Genomic DNA, 23640 nt, shown 5'->3' with positions numbered 1-23640 from the left:
TCAGTTCTGCCAATCGCACACGGGCTCAACTACAGCGTAGTTGAGCCCGTGTGCGATTGGCAGAACTGACCCCGGATTTTATTCTTCCTGGTCGAGCATGCTGATGCGGACCAGGTCGGCCACGTTGTCCACGCCCAGCTTGCTCATCAGGCGCGCCTTGTGGACTTCGACCGTGCGCACGCTGATGCCCAGCGCCGGGCCGATGTCGCGGTTGTGACGGCCCACCACCACCAGGTGCATCACTTCGCGCTCGCGCGGCGTCAGCTCGCTCAGCAGGCTGGCGCTGCGGCTGCGGCGCTGCAGGGCATTCTGGTTGGCGCGGGCGCGCGACAGCGCCTCGTCGATGGCGGCGATCAGCTTGGCGTCGTCGAACGGCTTTTCCAGGAAGTCCACGGCGTCGGCCTTGAACGCCGCACGCGCCGTGCTGACATCGCCGTGGCCGCTCATGATGATCACCGGCATGACGCAGCCGCGCTTGATCAGCTCCAGTTGCAGGCTCAGCCCGTCCATGCCCGACATGCGGATGTCGATCAGCAGGCAGCCGCTCCAGGCCGGCTGCCAGCCCTGCAGGAAGGCTTCGGCGCTGCCGAACACGGCGGTGCGATAGCCGCGAACCCCCAGCAGCAGGCCCAGCGCATCGCGCACGGAAGGGTCGTCATCGACGATGAATACGGTTAAATCATGCTGCAACATAGTTCTCCTGCTCTTCGACTGCGGGGCGCGCCAGCGGCAGCGCCATCCTGAATATGCCATGATCGCCCACCTCGGCCCAGAGCGAGCCGCCGTGCGCTTCCATAATCGCCCGGCTCAACACCAGGCCCAGTCCAAGGCCGGTGGCCTTGGACGATACAAACGGTTCAAACAAACGCGCCAGCAAGGCTTCCGACACGCCCTTGCCACTATCTTCCACCGTCAGCTGCAGGCAGCTGGCCTTGCCCAGCCGCTTGCTGTCGAGCTGCTGGGCCGACACGGTGATGCGGCGCCCGCCCTCGGGCTGCTCCTGCACCGCGTCCAGCGCGTTGGCCAGCAGGTTGCGCAGCACCAGCTCGATCTGCAGGCGGTCGGCCAGCATCGCCAGCTGCGGCATGTCTTCCACCTGCAACAGCACGCCGTGCTGGCGCAGCTGGGTGAAGAACTGCTGGCTGACCGACGACACCAGGTGGCTGGCGTCGACCGGCTCCAGCTTCATGGCGCCGGTGCGGAAGAAATCGCGCAGGCGCCGCACCACTTCGGCCGCCCGCGCCGACTCGGCGATCATGCGCTGCACCGCGCTCTTCAGCATGTCGCCGCCCTCGCCGCGCTCGACCAGGAATTCGCAGGCCTTGCCGTAGGCGCTGAGCGCGGTCAGCGGCTGGTTCAGCTCGTGCGCCAGCGCGGCCGCCATCTCGCCCGCCGCCGCCAGCCGCAGCGACTGTTTCAAGTCGTTCGATACCTGGCGCAGCTCGTCCACCACGATGCCCAGCGAAAAACCGACCAGCGCCAGCATCGCGTCCAGCATTTGCAGCTCCGGCACCTCGATGTTGACCGCGTTGTTCCATTTCACCAGGCCGCCTATGCCCAGCTGCAACACAAACACCATCAGCGCCGTGCCGTACAGGCCGTGGCGCGACGCCGCCCAGATCACCGGCAGGAACAGGAAGTAGAAATGCTTGAACTCCGACGTCTCGATGGTGCCGAACACCAGGTACAGCACGCAGATCGCCAGCGCCAGGTAGCCCAGCGTTTCCAGCTTCCACACGGTGTCGCGCAAACGCTGCCGGCCCTGCGGGCTGGACAGCATCCAGATCAGCGGCATCGACACCAGCACGCCCACCATGTCGCCTATGCCGAAACGCAACACCACCGCCACCCACTCGCCCGGCGGGATCAGTCCGGCCAAGGATAGCAGCGACATGTACACCACATCGTTGAGCAGCGTACCCAGCACCACAATCAGCACCCACTGGAACAGCCGGTGGCGGCTGTCGAACACGCCGCCGCTGCCGAAGGTGCGCTTCAGCGCCGCGCCCAGCAGGCCGTAACCGATAATCAGCCACAGCGACAACAGCAGGGTCAGCCCCACCCCGGCCGGCATGCCGCGCACCAGCCATTCGCCCAGCACCAGCGCGATAAACCACGGCAGCGCCGTGCGCCAGCCGACCAGCAGCCAGCACACCAGCCCCAGCGCCGGGTCCGGATTCCACGGGGTGATGTTCAAGCCGTACAGCGGATCGATGTACGTTGCCCAGTCAAATAGCAGGTACAAAGCGATGAACGCAGGAAATGCCAGGTAACGGGACAGAGGTGAGGCGGTCATACGGGTCGTTTTGTATCGCAATGTATCATTATGCATTGCCGCTAGTCATCTTGTTCTTGTTTTTTGCAACTAGGGGCAACCCTTATCACCGCTGCATCGCATCTATACAACAGCTCGGTTATCCAAGGTGCAGATATTAAGGGAAATGCGTAGATCTTTACCCGAATTTACATTGCGTTACAAGACAACTACCATCGGGACTTGCCCATAAGGCTACTTTTGGAAGAGTTCACGATGCAGTCCATCACCATCCGCTCCGGCGCCGCCGGCTTTACCGGTCTCAAACAGTTGCGCGAAACGCTGAAACTGTCGCTGCGCGCCCAGTTGCACCGCCACGCCACCTTCGGCTGGCTGGAACTGCTGAACTCCCATCCGATGTTCGCCGAACTGGTCAAGGCCCGTCCGCGCCTGATCTACAAGATTTACCGCCCTTACCTGAGCAACACCATGGACGCGGCCCAGCGCCTCGACCTGTTGAGCAGCCACTACCGCCACATCTTCCGCCACGGCATGGGTCCGCTGACGGTACAGGCGGCGCGCGGCGCGGTGGTGCTGGCCTCGGTGGAAGGCAAGAGCGGCCTGCCCTACCAGCTGCAACTGCGCGCCATCGAGCCGATGGAGCGCGAGGGCGAACTGGTGCTGCAACTGGTGCAGGATGGCGACCTGGTGTACAGCGCCGCGTTTTCCTTCTTCCAGAGCGAGCGCGGCATGGTGCTGGGCATCGGCTGCATGCAGGGACCGAAGGGCGAGCGCGGCCTGCAACTGATCAAGGACGCCACGCGCGAACTGCATGGCCTGCGTCCGAAGAATCTGATGGTGAAACTGCTGAGCCAGATCGCCTTCGATCACGACTGCACCGCCCTGCGCCTGGTCGGCAACGCCAACCGCGCGGTGTGCAGCGCCACCCGCCAGGGCAAGGTGCATGCGGATTACGATGCGCTGTGGCAGGAACTGGGTGCGGTGGCGCTGGCCAATGGCGACTATGCGCTGGACAGCGAAGCGATCTGCGCGCCGGACCTGGCGGCCATCGCCTCCAAGAAGCGTTCGGAAGCGCGCAAGCGGCATGAGACCTTGTGCGAACTGGCGCAGGCGATGGCGGTGAGCCTGCACGCGCCGCGCATGGGGGCGGTGCCGGTGCTGACGGCGCCAAGCTTCACTCCAATGGTAGAGGACGAGGAGCAGTACGCCCTGGCATAACAAAATCCGTTACCATGGGTTTTTCGTTCGAGGAGGAATACCATGCGTGTGGATATTTATTGCCGAGATGAAGCACAGGGCAAACATAGCTATCTGGCTGTGCCGGAAGGCAAACCCATCCCCGAGGAGGCGACCAGCACCGACTGGCACCCCGAAGCCCAGCGCGTGGAAGTCGACGACGACCACGATGCGCTTCCCAAATACCATATCGAGCAGACCCTGACCCAGATCGGGGCCAAGGGGTATGCGATTACTGGCGTCAGCCAGCAGCTGTAACTGCTTGCGGCACCGCTGCACCCCGCACACCGTTGGCGTCAGGGGCCGGCCCATGGGCCGGCGGGGCGCAGCCCCTCCCCTGACCCTGGGTCAGACCCTTCTGTTCGGGGTACTAATATTCGACGGCGACTTCCTTGGCGCCCAGAACCTGCTGCAACGCCAGCTGCAACTCGTCCGACGGCGCAACCCGCCACCCTTCCCCCAGCTGCAGCACGCAGCTCACGCCCTGCGGCGTAATCCGCGCCGAAACCGGCAAGCCATCCGCCTGGCGATGCGGCGCCAGCACTTCCGCCACCTTCTTCGCATCCACCGTGGTCGGCAAGGCCATCGCCAGCTGCTTGCCGTGCTTGACGCGCGAGCTGATGATGTCGAACACCTTCTCCGCCGAAATCCGCAAACCGCCGTTGAAGCGGTCTTCCGACACCTTGCCGATCACCGCCAGGAATTCATCTTCCTTGAACATGTGCTTGTGTTCCTCGAACACCTCGGCATACACGGTCACCTCGACCACCGCGCTCTTGTCGTCCAGCGTGACGATCAGCAGCTTGCCGCGCTGGGTCATCTGCGGACGGATGCCGGTGATGACGCCGCATAGCATGCGCGGATCGCGCGACGGCTCCAGGTCGGCCAGCTTGGTGCGGGCGAAGCGGCGCGCTTCCGGCGCGAACGAATCGAACATGTGGCCGGACAGGTAAAAGCCCAGCGCCATCTTTTCCTCGGCCAGCTTCTGGCGGTCGGTGAACGGCGTGGCCTTGACGTAATCCGGCGGCGGTTCCAGATCGCTGTCGTCGCCGCCAAACAGGCTGACCTGGTTGGCCGACTTGGCCTGCTGGTCGGCATATTCCATGGCGAAACTGACCGACGCCAGCAGCACCGCGCGGTCGACGCCGAAGCCATCGAAGGCGCCGGCGCGGATCAGCGACTCGATGGTGCGGCGGTTGATCTGCTTCTTGTCGACGCGCTTGCAGAAATCGAACAGGCTGGTGAACGGACCGTCGGCATTGCGCGCGGCAATGATCGCCTCGATCGCGTTCTGTCCCGCGCCCTTGCAGGCGCCCAGGCCGTAGCGGATCTGCGTGACCTTCTTGCCCGTCACCGATGGCGGCGGACCGTCCGGCATGAAGCGGAAATCGGATTTGTTGATGTCCGGCGGCAGGATGGTCAGGCCGCAGATGTCGATCGAATCCTCGACCAGGATCTTGACCTTCTCGGTGTCCTCCATCGCCAGCGACATATTGGCTGCCATGAACGCGGCCGGATGGTGCGCCTTCAGGTACGCCGTGTGATACGACAGCAGCGCATACGCGGCCGCGTGCGATTTGTTGAAGCCGTAGCCCGCGAACTTCTCCATCAAGTCGAAGATCTCGTCGGCCTTCTGCGTGCTCAGACCATCCTTGGCGGCGCCGGCGCGGAAGATCTCGCGGTGCTCGGCCATCTCCTCGGCCTTTTTCTTACCCATCGCGCGGCGCAGCATGTCGGCGCCGCCCAGCGAGTAGCCGCCGACGATCTGCGCCATCTGCATCACCTGCTCCTGGTACACCATGATGCCGTAGGTTTCGGACAGAATCGATTCGGTGCGCGGATCGGGATAGTCGAACTTCTCGCCGTGCTTGCGCTTGCAGAAGTCCGGGATCAGGTCCATCGGGCCCGGACGGTACAGCGCCACCAGCGCGATGATGTCCTCGAAACGGTCGGGACGGGCGTCCTTCAGCATGCCCTGCATGCCGCGCGACTCCAGCTGGAATACCGCGACCGTCTTGGCCTTGGTCAGCAGGTCGTAGGAAGGCCGGTCGTTCAGCGGCAGCTTGGCCAGGTCGAAGTCTTTTTCCTGCGGATCGAGCGCCTTGATGTAGCGTACCGCGCGGTCCAGAATGGTCAGGGTCGTCAGACCCAGGAAGTCGAACTTCACCAGGCCGACGGCTTCGACGTCGTCCTTGTCGTACTGCGACACCACGCCGCCGTCGCCGCCCTGCGTGTACAGCGGGCAGAAGTCGGTCAGCTTGCCCGGCGCGATCAGCACGCCACCGGCATGCATGCCGATGTTACGGGTGATGCCTTCGACCTGTTGCGCCAGGTCCAGCAGCTGCGACACTTCCTCTTCGTTCTGCTGGCGCTCTTTCAGCATCGGTTCTTCCTCGATCGCCTCGGCGATCGACACCGGCTTGCCCGGCTTGAACGGAATCAGCTTGGAAACACCGTCGCAGAAGTTGTAGCCGAAGTCCATCACGCGGCCGACGTCGCGGATCGCGCCCTTGGCCGCCATGGTACCGAAGGTGGCGATCTGCGACACCGCGTCGCGGCCGTACAGGTCTTTCACGTGCTGGATCACCAGCTCGCGCTTTTCCTGGCAGAAGTCAATGTCGAAGTCGGGCATCGAGACCCGCTCAGGGTTCAGGAAACGCTCGAACAGCAGGTTGTACTTCAGCGGATCCAGATCGGTAATTTTCAGCGCATAGGCCACCAGCGAACCGGCGCCCGAACCCCGGCCTGGTCCGATCGGCACGTCGTTGTTCTTGCCCCACTGGATAAACTCGGCCACGATCAGGAAGTAGCCGGGGAACTTCATGTTGATGATGGTGTTGTTCTCGAACTCCAGGCGCTCCTCGTAGCGCTGGCGGTTGGCCTCGCGCTTGACCGGGTCCGGGTACAGCTGCTCCAGGCGCTCCTCCAGGCCCTTCTTGGTTTCGGCGCGCAGGAAATCGTCGATGGTCATGCCCGGCGTCGGGAAGTTCGGCAGCTGCGGCTTGCCCAGGGTCAGCGTCAGGTTGCAGCGCTTGGCGATTTCCACCGAGTTCTGCAGCGCAGCCGGCAGGTCGTGGAACAGCTCGGCCATCTCGGCCTGCGTCAGGAAACGCATCTGCTCGTTGAAGCGCTTGACGCGCTTGGCGTTGGCCAGCATTTCGCCCTCGGCAATACAGACGCGCGCTTCGTGGGCGATGTATTCGTCCTGCGAAATGAACTGCACCGGATGGGTCGCCACCACGGGCAGGCCCAGCTTGGACGCCAGCGCCACCGAATGGCGCACCTGCATCTCCTGGTTGGCCTGGCCGCCGCGCTGGATCTCGATGTAGAAATGGCCGGGGAACAGCGCTGCCCACTTCCGCGCGTTCTGCTCGGCCAGCGCCGGATTGCCGTTTTCGATGGCCATGCCGACGTCGCCGAAATGCGCGCCGGACAGCGCGATCAGGCCGTTGGCCGGGCTGTCGTTGGGCAGCAGCGCGTAGGATTTGGAGGTCAGCTCCTGCAGCCACTCGGTGCGGATCTCGGCGCGGCCCTTGTACTGGTTGGTCAGCCAGGCTTGCGACAGCAGCTCGCACAGCTGCAGATAGCCCATGCGGTTTTTCGCGAACAGCATCAGGCGCGACGGTTTTTCCCGGTTGTCGTCATTGGTGATCCAGACGTCGACGCCGACCACCGGCTTGATGCCCTTGCCGCGCGCGGACTTGTAGAACTTGACCATGCCAAACATATTGGCCAGGTCGGTGACGGCCAGCGCCGCCTGCTGGTCCTTGACGGCGGCGCGGATCAGGTCATCAATGCGGACCAGGCCGTCGACGATGGAATACTCCGAGTGCACCCGCAAATGGACAAAAGACGGTCCCACCGGCGCCACGGCACTGCCGGCTACTGCTTGTTCATTTGCTACCATATTCATATGCGACTCAGGGCTGGTTCAATAACCCCCTATTTTACCCCGCAGCGGCGTCAGCGACATCCGAAATGTGCCCTCTCACCACTGAGGCTTCACCACGCGGCTTTGTCCATATCTTAAGGAATTAATTTATTTCTTGTATTCTTCATCGCAGCGTGCGGCAAACTTTGTTCACTAAAAACGTCCTCATCTTGTAACTGTTCTTTGCTCGCTTCTTTTTTTAGTTGGGCGTTTTGAGCGTTAACCTCGCGCATGAACTTCTTTAGGTTCTCTTCTGTCAGGATAAAAGGACTCAGCAAGCTCTGAAGATATTCACGCTGCTGTTTCTCAGACCAGCTCTCCCAACGTTGCTCTTTTTTAGTACGTGTTAGGGCAACGCCCCATTCTTCTCTTGTCTCATCGAGAGATAACCAATCGTCCCAATCATTTTTCTTCTTTTCTCCTTTACGCTCCACATCCGCGTTCACCAGCGCCTCCATCAGCCGCTGTGCAAGTCGAGCAACAATAGGACTTGAAGAAATTTCGTCATCACTCGGCTCAAAGCAGAACTTCGCCTCCCTGAATACGCGCTGCATAGCTAACAACTCGTAGAAGTCTTCAATAAAGAAACCTTTAGAAGTCATTTTTTTTTCACCTGTCACATGACGGGGATCTCGAATCGTTCCCTGCATAAAAAATTCCAACTCACTTTTACCTTTTCGGTACAACAATCCTTCCTGACAAATGACCTCGACTACGTACTCGCCTTTTTCGGCGTGGTCACCCAAAAACAGAGCGTTAGATACCTCGCGAGCAGGAATTTTTTCGCAGGTGAAAAAGACCTGCCCCTGTGGATTGGGGGCCAGCATGAGTGATTGGGCAATACCATCAGCACCTTTCCTATCAGTGTAATGATAAAAAATTTTGCCCTTCGTCGTGGTCAATGTGTCGGCCAAAATCACACTCCTGCACTAGGGTACTACTAGAGAAAATTGCGCCCCGACCTGTGGTCACGACGGCGCAACATGACATATTCTTAACATCCATACTAGCACCCCACGACGCACTATGCTCAGGTTGTCCCGCTGGCAGTACAGTATTTGATGAGAGAAAAGCGTATAATCCCGCCTTCCCTTTTTGATCTCCCACACCACCATGCAAGCTAATACCGCTTTACAAGCTGAAGCGCATGCTGGCGCTGCTCCGCACGTCAACATCGCCGCCTACAAATTCGTCACCTTCGATGACACCGAAGCGATGCGCCCGCAGTACCAGGACATCTGTACCCGCCTGGGCCTGAAAGGCACCATCCTGTTGACGCCGGAAGGGATCAATATGTTCCTGTCCGGCCCGCGCGACCACATCAACGAATTCCTCGCCTGGGTCCGCAGCGATGCCCGCTTCGCCGATCTGGAAGTGAAGGAAAGCCTGTCGGCCGAGCAGTCGCACAAGCGCATGCTGGTCAAGATCAAAAAAGAAATCATCACCATGCGCATGCCGCTGATTAAGCCGGAAGAAGGCCGCGCGCCCTTCGTCGAGGCGCACACGCTGAAGCGCTGGCTCGACAACGGCGTCGACGACAACGGCAAGCCGGTGGTCATGGTCGACACCCGCAACGATTTCGAGGTGGACGTCGGCACCTTCGACAACACGGTCGACTACCGCATCAAGAAGTTCACCGAGTTCCCGGAAGTGATCGCCGCGCACAAGGACGATTTTGAAGGCAAGACCGTGGTGACCTTCTGCACCGGCGGCATCCGCTGCGAAAAAGCCGCGATCCACATGCAGAACATCGGCTACGACAACGTCTACCAGCTCGAAGGCGGCATCCTCAAGTACTTCGAGGAAGTCGGCGGCGCCCACTACACCGGCGACTGCTTCGTGTTCGACTACCGCACCGCGCTCAATCCGAAACTGGAACCGACCGAAACCGTGCAATGCTTCGTCTGCCGCGCCGTGGTCACGCCACGCCAGCAGCTGGCGCCGGAATACGTCTACGAAAAATCCTGCCCGGCCTGCTTCGGCAAGCACTAAACCAACTTACTGGGTGGCGCGCGGCACCAGTTGCTGCAGCGCCGCCTGATAAGCGTTGCGCGCGGTCTGGTACACGGCCAGCTTGGCGTTCAGGTCGGCCATCTGCGCATCGACAAACTGCAGGTTGCTGACCTGCGCCTGCGCCTCCTCGCTCAGCTCGCGCACCTTGTAGCTGATGCCATCCACCGTAACTTCCAATTCCTCATCCATCGCTACCCTCCTGAAAACACTGAGGCCGAATTATAAGCGCTAGCGAACAAACTTTTTAAGCGCTTCATTTTTCTTGAATACATCAGGTAGATAATGAATAAGAAATGCCGAGGTAAGATGATTCCAATCGGTCATAAAAGGAACGCCATCATAACTTGATGGACAAGTAGCATTTTGCGCCGGACATACAGCCTGACCAAAATCAATATAGGAAAAGTTCATATCTTTCGGGAAGAACGCTTCCGATTCAATCTTCTTGCCTTGCACAGGGTAGCTCGCATACTTGAGGCAAACCTCAGCGCCCTTTTTAGCTTTGACCATCAGCTTTTCACAAGATGGAAAATCAACAGGATTAAGCTGGAAATAATTTCCGAATACGAAAACATCGATTTTAGGATTTTTATTTACCAGAAATTTTATGACATCAAATCTGAATGTATTGGCGGCGTACTCAAAAGGCCGATGACTGACAAGCATCAGCGCTGTCGCATTATTGATCACAGAAGAATCGTTCAAGAAACTTCCAAACGCACTGCAATTTTTATCATGTTTTTCAGCCGTAGATTTAGCGACTATTCGTCCAGATTCCAGGCTAACAGAACAGCCCAGATATGAAACGTTCACCACATCATAGGCATCCAGATTGACTGTATGGCCTAATGCGACACCCCAATTGGTCGCGTACGAGTCCCCAATTACCAAAACAATAGGTTTTTTAGCATCTGGATTTCCATAGTAATTACGGAAACTTGCCCCCAGATTCAGTTCATAAGCACGGGATTCAGCCGGGAATAAATTATTGACCTGCTTTTGAATAGGTCGGAAATTCAGTCCATCACGGATATAAATATTGTAGCCAGCAAACCCAACGACAGTCATCAGTCCAACAAGAACTGCAAGCTTGGCTTTTCCATGGCCACCAAAACGCATAGGGCGCTCAACAAGCACATACGTAAGCCAGGAAAGTACGATGGATAGAGCCACAACTGCTATGCGCATGTTACGACTCGGCGCCTCAACCTCAATCATCCTGAGAAAAGACAGCAAAGGCCAATGCCACAGGTAAAGTGGAAAGCTGATTAAACCAAACCAGACAACAAGCTTGTTAGACAGGATAGTGCGGTTGATCCAGGCACCGGCACCAGCCAGAATAATTAATAATGTACCGACAACCGGCACCAAGGCCCATTTTCCAGGAAAACTGAACTCCTTGTTGATACGCCAAAATCCGTACACAAGAAAAAAAGTACCGATAAATGAAATAACATTCAATAGAGTCCTGCCATCGGCATCTTGGTTTTCCCTGTAAATTATCAAACCCAGCAAGCGATCTAGCTTACCAACTATATTTTTATAAGCGCCCTTCTTATAAACAGCAAACCAGGCCAACAGGCTTCCGCTCAACAACTCCCAAAATCGTGTTTGCGGAGAATAAAAGGTCGCAGTAACATCTTGCTTGATACCTTTAACATTCAAAAAGAACGAAATGGCGGCCACCAGCACGGCAACAGTTAAAAGATTAAATTTACGCTTCCAGGCAAGCCACAGCAACAGCGGCCAGACAACATAAAACTGCTCTTCAATGCCCAAGCTCCATAAATGAAGCAACGGTTTTGTTTCCGAAGAATTATCAAAATAACCTGCCTCATTCCACAGTACAAAATTTGACAAAAAACCAGCACCAGCGGCAATATGCTTGCCCAATTGCTTAAACTCGTCAGCAAGCAAAGTAAACCAACCGAAAACACAACAAGCAACAAGAACGATGATGAGCGATGGAAATATCCGCTTAATGCGACGAGCATAGAATTCAGCAAAGCTAAACGTTCCTCTATCTAGATTTTCAAAAATAATCGTGGAAATGAGATAGCCCGAAATGACAAAGAAGACATCGACACCAATGAAACCTCCTTTGATAGCAGCTGGAAATGCGTGGAAAGCTACGACAGCCAGGACAGCGATGGCACGTAATCCGTCAATGTCAGGACGATATTTGGGATGTGATAAATGAGGATGCTGAACTGTCATAGAACTCTAGGGGAAGTGGAATGTCGCCACGGCTTAAAATATCGCCATTTGCGCGCATTGAAAAATGGTAGGCATTAAAAATGCTTGCGAATATTATACAATCCCGGCGCTACAGCAGGAGATCGAGGATCTGGGGCCTTCATCGTCAGGACTTCCGTATCTGAGGGGGAACTTGCGCACTATAATAGCGCGCTACTGTCGACATCCATATAACTTGCCGGGCCTCCATGAAAAAATTCATCTTCGCCAACCAGCTGCGCGGCATTGCCGCCCTGTTGGTGGTCATGACCCACTACTTCGGCACCTTCTTTGCCGAACAGGATCTGCTGGCGGCGCGCACCTTTTCCCCCAATCTGCACCTGATCAAAGCGCCATGGGTGCACATCTTTGAGCTGGAATACCAGGGTCCGTTTGGCGTCGGGCTGTTCTTTCTGATCAGCGGTTTCGTCATTCCGTTCAGCCTGAGCAAGACCAGCCTCCCCGGCTTCCTGGTCAACCGCGTGTTGCGCATCTTCCCCACCTACGCCTGCTGTCTGGCGGTGGGCACGCTGGCGATCTACCTGAGCGCGCGCTACTGGGGTCAGCCGTTCAGCTACGACGCCAAGGTACTGGCGGCCAACGCGCTACTGGTGCACAACCTGCTGGGCTTCCCATCGATGGATGCGGTCAACTGGACGCTGGCGATTGAAATCAAGTTTTACCTGCTGATGGCGCTGGGCGGCGCCGCCGTGCTGCGGCCGTCGCCGGCCTGGCTGATCGCCTTCCTGGCGGCGGCGCTGGCGTTGACCTGGAACGGCGAGCACGGCATCGGCATCGCCACGCCACTGCTGATGGAATTGAACTTCATCGTCTTCATGCTGGCCGGCTGCATGTTCTACCAGCACGCCGCCGGGCTGATTTCCACCCGCGCGCTGATCGTGCGTGCCTTGCTGATCGTCGCCGTCTTCAGCGGCACCTGGTCGATGGGACCGCAGAAAAGCATGTTCCCGGCAGTGACTGTGTGGTACTACAGCGCCTTCCTCGTTTTTAGCCTGTGCTACGCGCTGCGCGAACGCTTCCGTCCGGTGCGCGTGCTGGACTTCCTGGCGGCGATCAGCTACCCGCTATACTGCGTGCACGCGCTGTTCGGCTACTGCGCGCTGAAGATCCTGATCGACCAGGGCTGCCGCTATGGCGTGGCGATACTGATTACCCTGCCGTGCACGTTTGCGTTAGCTTATTTGGTTCACCGTACAATAGAAAACGGCAGCCACATATTGGGCCGCCGTTGGGGAGATGCGTTGTCGACTCAGCGGAAGTAGTTACCAATCTCGCGAATGTCGTCTACGCTGATCACACCTGCCGCCGCACGCAAACGTAAAGTAGCCATTAAGTAGTTATAACGGGCTTGCGCCAGATCACGGTAAGTCGTATTAAGCTGTGCTTGCGCATTCAGCAAATCAAGGTTGATGCGGATACCGCCCTTAATGCTTTGTTGCGTCGCCTTCAGCAATAATTCACCAGATAATACCGCCTGATCCAAGGCACGTATGCGGGAAACACTACTGATTACAGTCGTGTACTGCTTGCGCAAGTCCAGCATGACCTTATCAGTACGTATCTGCAATTCATCGCGTGCCTTTTCCAAGCCGGCAGACGCTTGACGCGTGGTAGCACTGACTGCGCCGCCGGAATACAGCGGGATATTCACCTGTATACCAATTGAGCGTATGGTTTGATCCTGATTGTAAGTATTCAGTGTATCTGAATTGGACTTGGTGTAACTGCCCACAAAATCGACTCGCGGCGTATGGCCTGCTCGGTTCTTGTTGACCTCTTGCTTGGCAGCCTCGATGGCGTAGTTCTGCGCCTCTATGTTGGGATTATGCTCCAACGCCATCTTGGCCCAAGCTTCCAAACCGCCTTCCGGCAAGGGAGCGATGCGGAAGTTAGGTGCTAACTCATCAACCTCGACGTCTTCTTGGCCAATCAATGTCCCCAAAGTCGCTCGCAGTACCTTTAGATTATCCTGAGACTCCAGCAACTGGGCTTCTGCCAAATCCAATTTCGATTGAGTTTCCAGCACGTCGGTGCGTGTGCCCTCGCCCTTTTCGAACATGCGGTCATTGACCTTTTTCTGTTCGATGTAAGCGTCACGTTGGGCGACCGCGAGACGGACTTGTTCAGAAGCGAACAGCACATCGACATAGGCGCTACTGACGCGCAGCATCGTGTCTTGCAACTGTGCGGTGTAGGTCGAATCGCTATAATCAGTCTGTGCCCTACCCTGTTTATAACGCGCCCATGCATCCAGGCTAAACAAAGGCTGACGCAAGGTCACACTTCGCGAACGACTGTAGTACTCAGGATGATCGGCAAAGCCCTGGCCTGCAGAATTATAGGTAATCTGGTCCGCCCGATTCTTACTCGCCGCATAATTCGCTGATATGTTCGGCAATAGGTTGGAACGTCCGAGCACTGCGTATTCCTTCCCTCCCTGCGCATCGTGCATGGCGCTGCGGTAGGTGGGGTCATTGTTCAACGCCGCTTCATAAGCCTGCAACAGACTGATGGCAGATGCGTGGCCGCTGGTTAACAGCATGCCAGCTACAACCAGCGCACCAGCCAAGCCGCGCAAAGCGGGCTGGCGACAAATAGCTTGCTTGGTCTTCACGTCAATCCTCCACCATCGCCGACTTGGCGCGGTCGAACACAGGTTTCAGCAGATAGCTGGCCATGGTACGCTCGCCGGTCTTGACAAACATTTCCACTGGCATACCGGAACGGATATTCAGACTCTTTGCGGCGATCAGTCGCTGACCTTCCTGGGTGACGCGTGCCCGCACCTTGTAATAAGGCTGGCCGGTGTGTTCGTCCACCGTACGGTCGGCTGATACCTGAATCAGCTCGCCAGGAATATGTGGCGTGCGGTTGGTATTAAAGGCCGAGAACAGCAGTTCCACCTCAAGACCGGTGTGCACACGGTCAATCAGATTCACCGGCAGTTGGCCCTCCACCACTAGCGCATCATCACTCGGTACGATATCCATCATGCGCATGCCGGGGCCAACCACGCCTCCCTTGGTGAATACCGCCAGGTTAACGACTGTGCCATCTACTGGCGCCTTGACTTCCGTGGCAGCCAATTCATAGTCCTGTCCCTCCAGACGGCTGTCCAGCGAATCAGCTTCGCGCTGCACGTCGGACAGCTGAGTCCGCACTTCTTTTTGGTAATCGGAGGCGCGTTGCTGGCGACGTAGCGTGGTTTCGGCAATCTGACGTTGGATACGGCCAATGTTACCGTCATCCTCCGAAATCGCCCCGTTCAGCTGCACAAACAACCGCTCGACTTCCTGCATGCGGCTGCGCGCCACATAGCCATCCTTGGCCAGATCACGCATGTTATCGAGCTGATCTTTAACGATGGCGTTCTGACTCTGTTTGCTGGCGCGCGAATCTTTTAGGCCAGCAAGTTGAGATTTCAGCCCAGCGACGTTCTCATCGTAAGCTTGCAGTTCGCTGCTAAGCGAGGTGCGGCGCGAATTAAACAATTGCGTCTGTAGTTCTATTGCTTCGGCGACGCGGGGATCCGACTTTTCCTTCAACAGCGCAGCAGGAAATTTTGGCTGCGAAAGAGCATCGCGCTCAGCCAGCAGACGGGCTTCGCTGGCACGCGCCACAATGAATTGCGCACGCGAAGTTTCCGCTTGCGACTTGGCGATGGTCGGATTGAGTCGGAGCAGCACTTGACCTGCTTTCACCACATCGCCATCCTTCACCAAGATGTCTTGGACCGTGCCGCCGGTCTGGTGTTGGATAGATTTACGGCTGCCCTCTTTGGCTACAGTGCCCTGCATCGGCACACCTTTGTCTAACGGTGCCAGCGACGCCCACAAGATGAAGCCCAGTACACCGACGACGACAATCAACCAGCCGATACGCGCATAAGCGCTGGCATCGGTATTCACATCCATCGGCGTCACGTCATGTGCTACGACCTCGGTAGCGCCTTTGGTATTAATGCTCAAATTGCTCATATTTACTCCTGTTCCTTAGCATTGGCCGCAGCGGTAGCCTGCATCTCCGCCATTGCTTGGGCTTGGGCTTGGGCTTGGGCTTGGGCTTGGGCTTGGGCTTGGGCTTGGGCTTGGGCTTGCTGTTGCGCCATTTTTTGATTGGCTTCGTTCAGTGCGTTCAACACATCCTGGGTTGCGCCGAACATGTTGACAGTACCGTCACGCAGCAACAGCAATTTGTTGGTAGCGGCAATTGCGGACGTACGGTGAGTAATCAACACAATTGTCTTGCCATGCTGACGCAGATCGTTCACCGCCCGTATCAATGCTGCTTCGCCTACATCGTCCAGATTGGAATTTGGCTCATCCAGCACGATCAGGGATGGATCGCCATACATGGCGCGCGCCAGACCAAGGCGTTGCTTCTGACCGCCAGACAAACCAGCACCGCCATCGCCCAGACGAGTATCGTAGCCATCCGGCAGATGCAAGATCATGTCATGTACGCCTGCTCTCTTGGCCGCTTCCACAACCTTGTCCGCGTCGATTTCACCGAAACGGGCAATGTTTTCGCTGACGGTGCCACCAAACAACTCAATTTCCTGCGGCAGGTAGCCGATGTACGGTCCTAGTTCAGCCTTGTTCCACTGGTAGATATCAGCACCGTCCAAGCGCACCTTACCAACCGCGCTAGGCCACACGCCAACCATCAAGCGCGCCAGCGTGGATTTGCCGCAGCCGCTAGGGCCGATTACACCGAGCACGTCACCTGGCTGGATATTGAAGGTGATGCCTTTTAGTACTGCCACATTGACGTTGGGTGGTGCCGCAGTAACACCTTCCACGGTCAGTACACCTTGCGGCTTAGGCAGTTCCATGCCAGCCGGACGTCGCGGATTATTGCCCAGCAGTGCAACCAGACGCTCATAAGCACTCCGCGTGTTGCTATAGCTTTTCCACACGCCGATGACTTGCTGCACCGGAGCCAGCGCGCGCCCTACCAGTATTGAAGCAGCAATCATCATGCCGGCAGAAATTTTGCCTTCAATAACCAACAACGCACCCAAACCCAAGACCAGCGACTGCAGGGAAACCTGCACGAACTTGGTGATGGCAGAGATCCAGCCAGCCTTTTCACTAGCGTCCGCCTGCAAGCGCAGAAACAGGGAATGGCTTTTGAACCAGCGATTCAACAGGCTGGGCAGCATGCCCATGGATTCAATCACTTCCGCATTGCGCAGATTATTGGTCGCCAGCGCACTGGAAGTAATTGCCATCATATTGGCTTCAGCCAGTGGTTTATGGGTAACGCGCTCGTTTACATAAGCCAGGATAATCAGCACGATAGTGCCCGCCAGAGCGAACAGCCCCAACGACGGCTCAAACAGGAAAATTACGATCAGATAAATTGGGAACCACGGCGCATCGAAGAACGCGAACAGTGCGTTACCAGTCAAAAACTGCCGAATATTGGTGAGATCCTGCAGCGCCTGGCCGGCATTACCACCAACACGCTTCAGGTTTTGTTCGAATGCAGCGGTGTACACACGCTTGTTCAGCTCGATATCGAAACGGGCTCCTATGCGGACCAAAACAAAGCTACGCACTAGTTCCAAGCCACCCATCAGCAGATATGCACCGAGCATAATGATGGTCAGCATGACAAGCGTCAGCTCACTACGACTAGCCAGCACACGGTCATACACCTGGAGCATATATAGAGAAGGTACCAACATCAAAAGATTGGTAATGGCACTAAACACACCAACGGTCACAAACGTCTTTTTGAAAGACGACAGGACCTGAATGATCTCGTTTTTTGGTTCTAGCAGTTTTTTCATGGGATGCATCACAGGGCAGGTTGAACGCGGCAGCGTGGCTGGCCACAACTCAGTCGTTTACGAGAATTCACAGGATGCAGCATTATCGCTCAAAAGCATTACGAAATGTGATCTGTGTCACATTTTTTACACTTGGATCGACGAAAGAACCACAAAAGAAAAATCCCGCCCTAGGGGCGGGATTTGAGGAGCTCGGACGGGAGAACAAGCCTCCCGTCACCAAACCGTTAATTAAACAACGGTCAGGCCACCAGCCGAAGCCAGGGTCGAGTTGGTCAGATCGTGGATACCGGTCAGCTTGATCAGCAGATCGGAGCCAGCGGCGAAGGTACCAGCCGAACCGTTGTCCTGAACGATGTAGGTGTCACCACCGAACTGGAACCAGGTCACAGCGTGGCCGGTGCCATCGCTAGCGGTAGCAGCATTCAGCAGCGAGAAGATGTCGCCGAATGGGCTGGTGATTGCAGCACCCAGTTTGGCGCCATCGGTCCATGCAGCACCGGTGATATCTTTGGTGACAGCAGCGAAGGTGATGGAGTCGCCAGCAGCGATGTCCTTGATGGTCGAGAACACGGTTGCGGTGCTGGTTGCAGTGGTAGCATCAACCACGTCTTTGCCGCCACCCAGGGTAACGATGTTAGCCTGGCTGTTCAGCTTGACGGTGTCAACACCCGAACCACCCAGGTAGGTCACGGCGCCAGCAGCAGCCGACAGGTCAACCTTCACGCCACCGGTTGCAGCCGAAGCATCAACCTTGGTTGCAGCGGTCAGGACCGAACCGGTCAGGTCCAGAGCAACGTTACCGGTCACGGTGACGGTGGTCGCCTGAGCGGCCGACAGCGACAGGGTGTTGATGTCAGCAGCGATCTTGACAGCGGTGGTGTCGCCGGTGGTCGAGCTCACGTTCACGGTCTCAACGTTCGAAGCCTGAACCGTATCGAAAGCGGTGGTAGCGCCGCTTGCGGTTGCATTCAGTTTAACGTTCAGCACGTCAGCAGTGTTCGAAGCAGCGTTGGTCACTGCAACGATTACTTTACCAGCGCCGGTGTTGGCAGCGTTGAACTCGATGGTGCCGTTCGAATCCAGCGAACCGATGGTCAGATCAGCACCAGCGGCTGCGGTTTTAGCGCCCAGAATCAGATCGATGTACGACTTGGTGCCGAAGTTGACCAGGTCGATGGTTTTCGCGCCGGCCGAAGCGTCAGCCAGGGTGCTGATAGCCAGCTTGCTGAAGTTCACCAGTTCGGTGTGAGCATCAGCATTGCTGCTCGCCAGAGCGAAGGTGGTTTGCACGGTGTTGGTGCCGGTGCCGCCATCGATGGTTACGCCAGTGTTGGTAGCCAGGGATTGCAGAACGATGGTGTCATCGCCAGCGCCCAGGGATACCGACTTCACTGGAGCAGCAGCGGTCAGGGTAACGATGTCCACACCCGAACCACCTTTGTAGGTAGCTTTGGTTGCATCAACGGTCACGGTGTTTTTGCCGCTCGAAGCCGATGCGTCAACGCTGGTCACGTTGGCGGTGCTGAAGTCACCTTTCACGCCAGCTGCGCCGGACACGGTAACGGTTTTCAGTGCTGCCAGCGACGAGCTCGACAGGTCGATGCCGTTGGTACCAGCGATGGTCAGGGTCTCAACGATCGAACCGGTCACTGCCAGAGCGGAGTCTTTGGTAGCGGTGGTGATGTTCAGAGTTTTGTAGACCTTGTTAGCGGCGGTACCAGCATTTTCCAGATCCAGAGTGCCGGCTGCGTTGTTCACAGTCAGTTTCAGGGTGGTAGGAGCAGCAGCAGCGGTGGCGTTGTTGGCGATCACGCCGAATGCAGCAGCGGCATCCGAATTAGCCAGGGTCAGCGACGACAGGGCGTTCGACTGAACCGACGAACCGGTTTTGTAGCCGTCAACGGTAGCGGTGGTGATGGTGCCAGCAGCGGTAGCCGAATTGAAGTTCACGTCCTTGATGGTCACTGCGCCAGCAACGATTTGGCCAACCGAGGTGGTAGCAGCAGCCGAAGCGGTTTGCTTGACCGATACGGAGGTGGTAGCTGCCGAGCCGTTTACGTTAACGCTGCCACCGGTAACTGCTTTCGTAACGTCAGCAGTCGATGCGGTCAGGTTTTCGGTCACGGTTACGGTTTTGCCGCCGTTCACGGTCACGGTGCCAACGGTTGCGGTTGCGGTGCCAGCAGTTGCGCCAGCAGTAACAACTACGTCGCCAGCTACGCCACTGACGTTGATCGTGCCGCCATTAACTTTGGTTGCTGCAACGGTAGCCGAAGCACCGCCGGTAACAACGATAGCACCAGCAGCCAGAACCGAATCAGTTGCAGCAACAGCGGTGGTGTTAGCAGCGGTCAGGGTGGCGCCGCCAGTCGATACGACGTTCAGATTGGTCAGACCGGTCCAGCCCGAAACATCAGCGGTAACAGTGTTGTTAGCCGAGGTGATGTTGGCGATTTCGATGTTCGATACTTTAGCCGAAGGAGCCACGGTGAATGCGGTACCAGCAGCAACGGTGTCGATGATGTTCAGGGTGTCGATGCCAGCGCCGCCGTCCAGGGTGTCCAGAGCCGAGAAGGTTTGCACGCCGGTAGCCGAGGTGCTTGCGTTGAAGGTGTCGTTACCTGCGCCGCCAACGAATGCTGCGCCGGTGTCCACGCCTGCGGTCAGGGTGATGTTCAGCGGATTGTTGGTGGTGTTGTCGTGAGCAGCCGTGGCAGCAGCCGATACCGCTTGCAGAGCAGCGTCGGTGGTAGCGGTAGCTTGGTTGGTCGGGTTGGTCACGCCAGCCAGCCATTGTTTCACAACAGCGTTGGCAGCAGCGCCGTCGTAGCCGCGGATTTCAGCAGCGGTGTCCAGCGAGGTGGTGAAGGCGGTAGCAGCAGCAACTTTGCTCTGGATCGCGGTCAGGTCGTTGTTGGTGCCGTCGTCTTGCGCGTTTTTAGCGATGGTCAGAACGATCGAAGCGAAGGTGTCTTGACCGCCTTGCAGACGGGCAGCCCAGAACAGCAGGCCAGCCGATTCAGCGTGACGGCCGAACAGGTTCATGTAGATCGAGTCAACCAGGTCCAGCGGGGTTTTGCCAGCGTAGGTGGCTTTGTATTCGTCGGAACCCGAGAAACCGTTGGCGATCGTCTGGATCGACGCGCCCGAGTTCAGCCAGAGCTGCAAGCCCAGCGGATCAGCTGGACGATTGAAGTACGCTACGTACAGGGTTTGGATATCAGTAGCGGTAGCGGCGGTAGTGGTAGCCATTAAGTAAACTCCTAAGGATTAATAAATTTCTGCGCTTTACAGCAATCAGCTTGCAGTACTACGGCAGCCATCATGGCAGAAGGTCGCACAGGTTTGTGTGATGGTCATCACACGAAACTGCGAAACCTCCCTTTTTTTACAGTTTTTTATGTAAAAAAGTGCGAGATGCATTATGCGAGAAGCTTATGGCGAAATCAATAGTGCTCGCTGCTTAATGTGTAAGCACTTGCCACAACCGCTCACCCCAGTTAATAAGGGTCTTAGTATATTAAAAAAGAGAATATCGCCGCGCTCAAATGGATGAGCAAAAAAAAATGCCGCACATGGCGGCATTTTCTTGATTCCATGACCAGTTTACTTGGTCCAGTAAGTTACGCCATTCGCAGTGCGCTTATCATCCAGGCGCGAAGAGAATATATACGCAGCATTATTGTTGGCGCCCAGCGAACCACTTACCGCCATATTGGTCGGTTTGGTGAATTGCGAGTTGCCGCTCAAATCGCCATTAGTGCCAACATAACCTGTCGCTTGCAATTTAAATGTTTCAGCGCCGGTGAGTAAATCAAAACCGGTGTTGAAAGTACGTTTATCAAAGTCCACCTGCAATTGCCCGTTTTGCAGCGTGGCGGCAGACGCCAATTGGGTCACGCTATTCATCACGAACGCTTCGCTGTCACGCAATACGAAACCTACCGAACCTTGTTGAGGGATTTCCCAATCCGCGCCTTTGGTGCGAACGATCGTGTAATACGAGTTGTAAGCAACACGCTTGCCGCCAGCGGCCAGCAACGGCGTGGCGTCAATGGTCGGCGCCTGGTCGGCCACAGCAGCCCAACGGCCCCAAACCAGTTCACTGGCTGGCGCAGTCACCACCGGCGGCGGGTTGACAACCACTTCCGGTGGCGCGACGGTCACAGGCGGCACGTCATTCTTGTTGATGGTTCGCACCTGCTGGATCAGCAGCGCGGACTTTTGCGCGTCCAGCGACGGCTCATTCACAGCCTGGCCGCCGGTACTCTTGCCCGATGGCTCGTCGCTGCGCGGCGGTGACGTAGCGTCCGGCGACGAGTTGTTGCTGTTCAACAACTGCGGTGCAGTCTCCCCACGTTTCACGCGCAGCATCTGGCCGGTCTGGCCGGCCGCCAGTTCGCGGCTGGCCGTGTGTTCGCACGGGCCGCCGCCGGTCGGCAGGCAGGCGCCACCAAAACCGCTGACGACGATAGCGCCGGACAACACCGTCACGCTGGAGCTGTCCTGGTCGGTAAAGACGGTGAAATCGGTGCCGCGTACGCCGATGGCGGCGACTGGCGTGTTAAAACGGAAATTCTGGCGCGCCTGCTTGACGGCCGTACCCGACACGCTGCGCGCCACGCCGGACAGCAGTTCCAGCTTGACGTGGGTGTTCGATGGCACTTTGCGGTCGACATGGTAAGCAACGATGCGCGCGCGGCTCGATGGACGCAGGATCAACAGGCCGTCGTCCACCGTCTTGAGGTAAACAAAGCCATCCTTGCCGGTACTCAGTTCCTGGCCTTCCTGCACGGCGTCGTTCAGCACCAGCGGACGATTGTCGGCCTGGACCTCGCCCGTGACGAATACAATGCGGCCCGCCTCGCCCGCATGGGCGAACGCGCCGCAAGCCAGCAAGGCCGCGCTGGCAGCGAGGCGGCGCCAGGTGCGCAACGTTTGGTTCGGCGAAATTTGAGACCACATATTCATCACTCCTTTGGACACCATTGTGCGGCCGCTGCAAAAAAAATCCTGTGATGCACATCACATTTGCACGCAGACACTTGACTCTAAGATACACTGTAGCCTGCGGGAACCAGACCAGCTACTGCTGTTACCTTTTTTCACCATTTGTTACACCTCCCGGCCGCTTTCAGTTTGGCTCCACCACTATAACAACACGTTTTACTCTGTATGCCGCCTTCGCCTCGATGAAGTTGCCTTCTTTGCCACGTGCCGTCACCACGGTTGCCCTGCGTCGCCTGATCGCGCTGGCAGCCTTGCTGCTGGCCGTCTGCAGCCAGTGGCCGCAGAGCGGGCTGGCCTGGACCGGCGCCGACGAATGGCTGCGCGACCAGTTCATCCGCCGCCAAGCCTCGGCACAGACCGAGCTGCGGCTGGCCGTGATCGACATCGACGAGACCAGCCTGGCGGCGGCCGGCCCATGGCCGTGGCCGCGTGAGCGCATCGCCACCATGATCGAACAACTGCTGGGCGACTACGGCGCGCGCGGCGTCGCGCTCGACCTGGTGCTGCCCGAGAAAGCCGACGCCGGCGGCGACGCCCGCCTGGCCATGCTGAGCCAGCACGGCCCGCTGGTGCTGCCGCAAGCCTTCGATTACAACGGCAACATGCCGCTGCGGGTCGGCCAGCTGACCGGCGGCCACCCCGCGCCGCAGGCCGGCGAGGCGGTGGCCGCCAGCGGCTACATCGCCAACCATGCGGGGCTGGCGCAGGCCGCCCACATCGGCAACATCGGCTTCGTCCCCGATGCCGACGGCGTCATCCGGCGCCTGCCGATGCAGACCTGGTTCGCCGGCCGCGACTACCCGACCCTGTCGCTGGCGCTGCTGAACTGTTGCGGCGGCGCCGCGCCCGCCGCGCGCGGTCCCACCGGCGGCATGCAGCAGGGCGACGGCCTGCGCCGCCTGCCCTACCGGCTGCAATGGGACGCCTATAAAGTCATTCCGGCCAGCATGATCCTCGACCTCAGCGCACCGGCCGAGCTGCTGCGCGGCAAACTGGTGCTGATCGGCTCGTCGTCGCTGGGCCTGGCCGACCGGGTCGCGACGCCGCTGTCGGCCTCCACCAGCGGACTGCTGGTCCACGCCGCCGCCCTCACCGCCCAGCTCGACGCGCGCGCGGGCC

Annotated in this window: 16 protein-coding genes; 5 read left to right on the top strand and 11 right to left on the bottom strand. The window is 57.8% G+C overall.

Annotation, left to right across the window (positions count from 1 at the left end):
* Positions 1-78 precede the first annotated feature (78 nt).
* The gene (locus tag GJ698_RS29255) at positions 79-693 is read right to left on the bottom strand and encodes a response regulator transcription factor (RefSeq protein WP_229260214.1); all 615 of its coding nucleotides are present in this window, start codon (positions 691-693) and stop codon (positions 79-81) included.
* Positions 680-2296, bottom strand: a complete 1617-nt coding sequence (locus GJ698_RS29250; protein WP_154361378.1) for a sensor histidine kinase — start codon at positions 2294-2296, stop codon at positions 680-682. The genes GJ698_RS29255 and GJ698_RS29250 overlap by 14 nt, the downstream gene beginning before the upstream one ends.
* A 234-nt stretch (positions 2297-2530) precedes the next feature.
* On the opposite strand from GJ698_RS29250, the gene GJ698_RS29245 reads away from it, so the two are divergent.
* Complete coding sequence (locus GJ698_RS29245; RefSeq protein ID WP_154361377.1) at positions 2531-3493, top strand: VirK/YbjX family protein; 963 nt, start codon at positions 2531-2533, stop codon at positions 3491-3493.
* 42 nt (positions 3494-3535) lie between these two features.
* Positions 3536-3769 (top strand): DUF6139 family protein, encoded by a 234-nt coding sequence (locus GJ698_RS29240; protein ID WP_154361376.1) that lies wholly within the window; start codon positions 3536-3538, stop codon positions 3767-3769.
* 112 nt (positions 3770-3881) lie between these two features.
* Here GJ698_RS29240 and dnaE read toward each other — a convergent pair whose 3' ends face one another.
* Both dnaE and GJ698_RS29230 read right to left on the bottom strand, forming a co-directional pair.
* Entirely contained in the window at positions 3882-7424 is a 3543-nt protein-coding gene (gene dnaE / locus GJ698_RS29235) for a DNA polymerase III subunit alpha (protein ID WP_154361375.1), read from the bottom strand.
* A 113-nt stretch (positions 7425-7537) separates the two neighbouring features.
* The gene (locus tag GJ698_RS29230; RefSeq protein WP_154361374.1) at positions 7538-8356 is read right to left on the bottom strand and encodes a hypothetical protein; all 819 of its coding nucleotides are present in this window, start codon (positions 8354-8356) and stop codon (positions 7538-7540) included.
* A gap of 199 nt (positions 8357-8555) precedes the next feature.
* Here GJ698_RS29230 and GJ698_RS29225 point away from each other — a divergent pair, with 199 nt between their 5' ends.
* Positions 8556-9434 carry a sulfurtransferase gene (locus tag GJ698_RS29225; RefSeq protein ID WP_154361373.1) on the top strand — a complete coding sequence of 293 codons (879 nt, stop codon included), beginning with the start codon at positions 8556-8558 and terminating at the stop codon, positions 9432-9434.
* Positions 9435-9440: 6 nt separating this feature from the next.
* Here GJ698_RS29225 and GJ698_RS29220 read toward each other — a convergent pair whose 3' ends face one another.
* Entirely contained in the window at positions 9441-9644 is a 204-nt protein-coding gene (locus GJ698_RS29220; protein WP_154361372.1) for a DUF6447 family protein, read from the bottom strand.
* Positions 9645-9683: 39 nt separating this feature from the next.
* Positions 9684-11672 (bottom strand): acyltransferase family protein, encoded by a 1989-nt coding sequence (locus tag GJ698_RS29215; RefSeq protein WP_154361371.1) that lies wholly within the window; start codon positions 11670-11672, stop codon positions 9684-9686.
* A gap of 227 nt (positions 11673-11899) precedes the next feature.
* Here GJ698_RS29215 and GJ698_RS29210 point away from each other — a divergent pair, with 227 nt between their 5' ends.
* Positions 11900-12973 carry an acyltransferase family protein gene (locus GJ698_RS29210; RefSeq protein WP_154361370.1) on the top strand — a complete coding sequence of 358 codons (1074 nt, stop codon included), beginning with the start codon at positions 11900-11902 and terminating at the stop codon, positions 12971-12973.
* On the opposite strand, the gene GJ698_RS29205 is transcribed toward GJ698_RS29210, so the two are convergent.
* The 5 genes from GJ698_RS29205 to GJ698_RS29185 all read right to left on the bottom strand — a co-directional run bounded on the left by GJ698_RS29205 (position 12961) and on the right by GJ698_RS29185 (position 22476).
* Positions 12961-14325 carry a TolC family outer membrane protein gene (locus tag GJ698_RS29205; protein WP_371865471.1) on the bottom strand — a complete coding sequence of 455 codons (1365 nt, stop codon included), beginning with the start codon at positions 14323-14325 and terminating at the stop codon, positions 12961-12963. The two genes, GJ698_RS29210 and GJ698_RS29205, sit on opposite strands and share 13 nt — an antisense overlap.
* A 1-nt stretch (position 14326) precedes the next feature.
* Positions 14327-15688: an HlyD family type I secretion periplasmic adaptor subunit gene (locus GJ698_RS29200; RefSeq protein WP_154361369.1), complete on the bottom strand. Its 1362-nt coding sequence runs from the start codon at positions 15686-15688 to the stop codon at positions 14327-14329.
* 2 nt (positions 15689-15690) lie between these two features.
* On the bottom strand, positions 15691-17508 hold the full coding sequence (locus tag GJ698_RS29195; RefSeq protein WP_154361368.1) for a type I secretion system permease/ATPase: 1818 nt from the start codon (positions 17506-17508) through the stop codon (positions 15691-15693).
* Between the two features lie 231 nt (positions 17509-17739).
* On the bottom strand, positions 17740-20763 hold the full coding sequence (locus GJ698_RS29190; protein ID WP_154361367.1) for a DUF4214 domain-containing protein: 3024 nt from the start codon (positions 20761-20763) through the stop codon (positions 17740-17742).
* A 354-nt stretch (positions 20764-21117) separates the two neighbouring features.
* A complete protein-coding gene (locus GJ698_RS29185; protein ID WP_154361366.1) occupies positions 21118-22476 on the bottom strand; it encodes a FecR family protein in 1359 nt (452 codons plus the stop codon).
* A gap of 242 nt (positions 22477-22718) precedes the next feature.
* On the opposite strand from GJ698_RS29185, the gene GJ698_RS29180 reads away from it, so the two are divergent.
* Positions 22719-23640, top strand: a 922-nt coding sequence (locus tag GJ698_RS29180; RefSeq protein WP_166454966.1) for a CHASE2 domain-containing protein, incomplete at its 3' end; no start/stop codon positions are given.

The sequence above is a fragment of the Duganella aquatilis genome (assembly GCF_009674565.1).
GTDB lineage: Bacteria > Pseudomonadota > Gammaproteobacteria > Burkholderiales > Burkholderiaceae_D > Rugamonas > Rugamonas aquatilis.
This window is presented reverse-complemented; position numbering and strand designations above follow the sequence as displayed.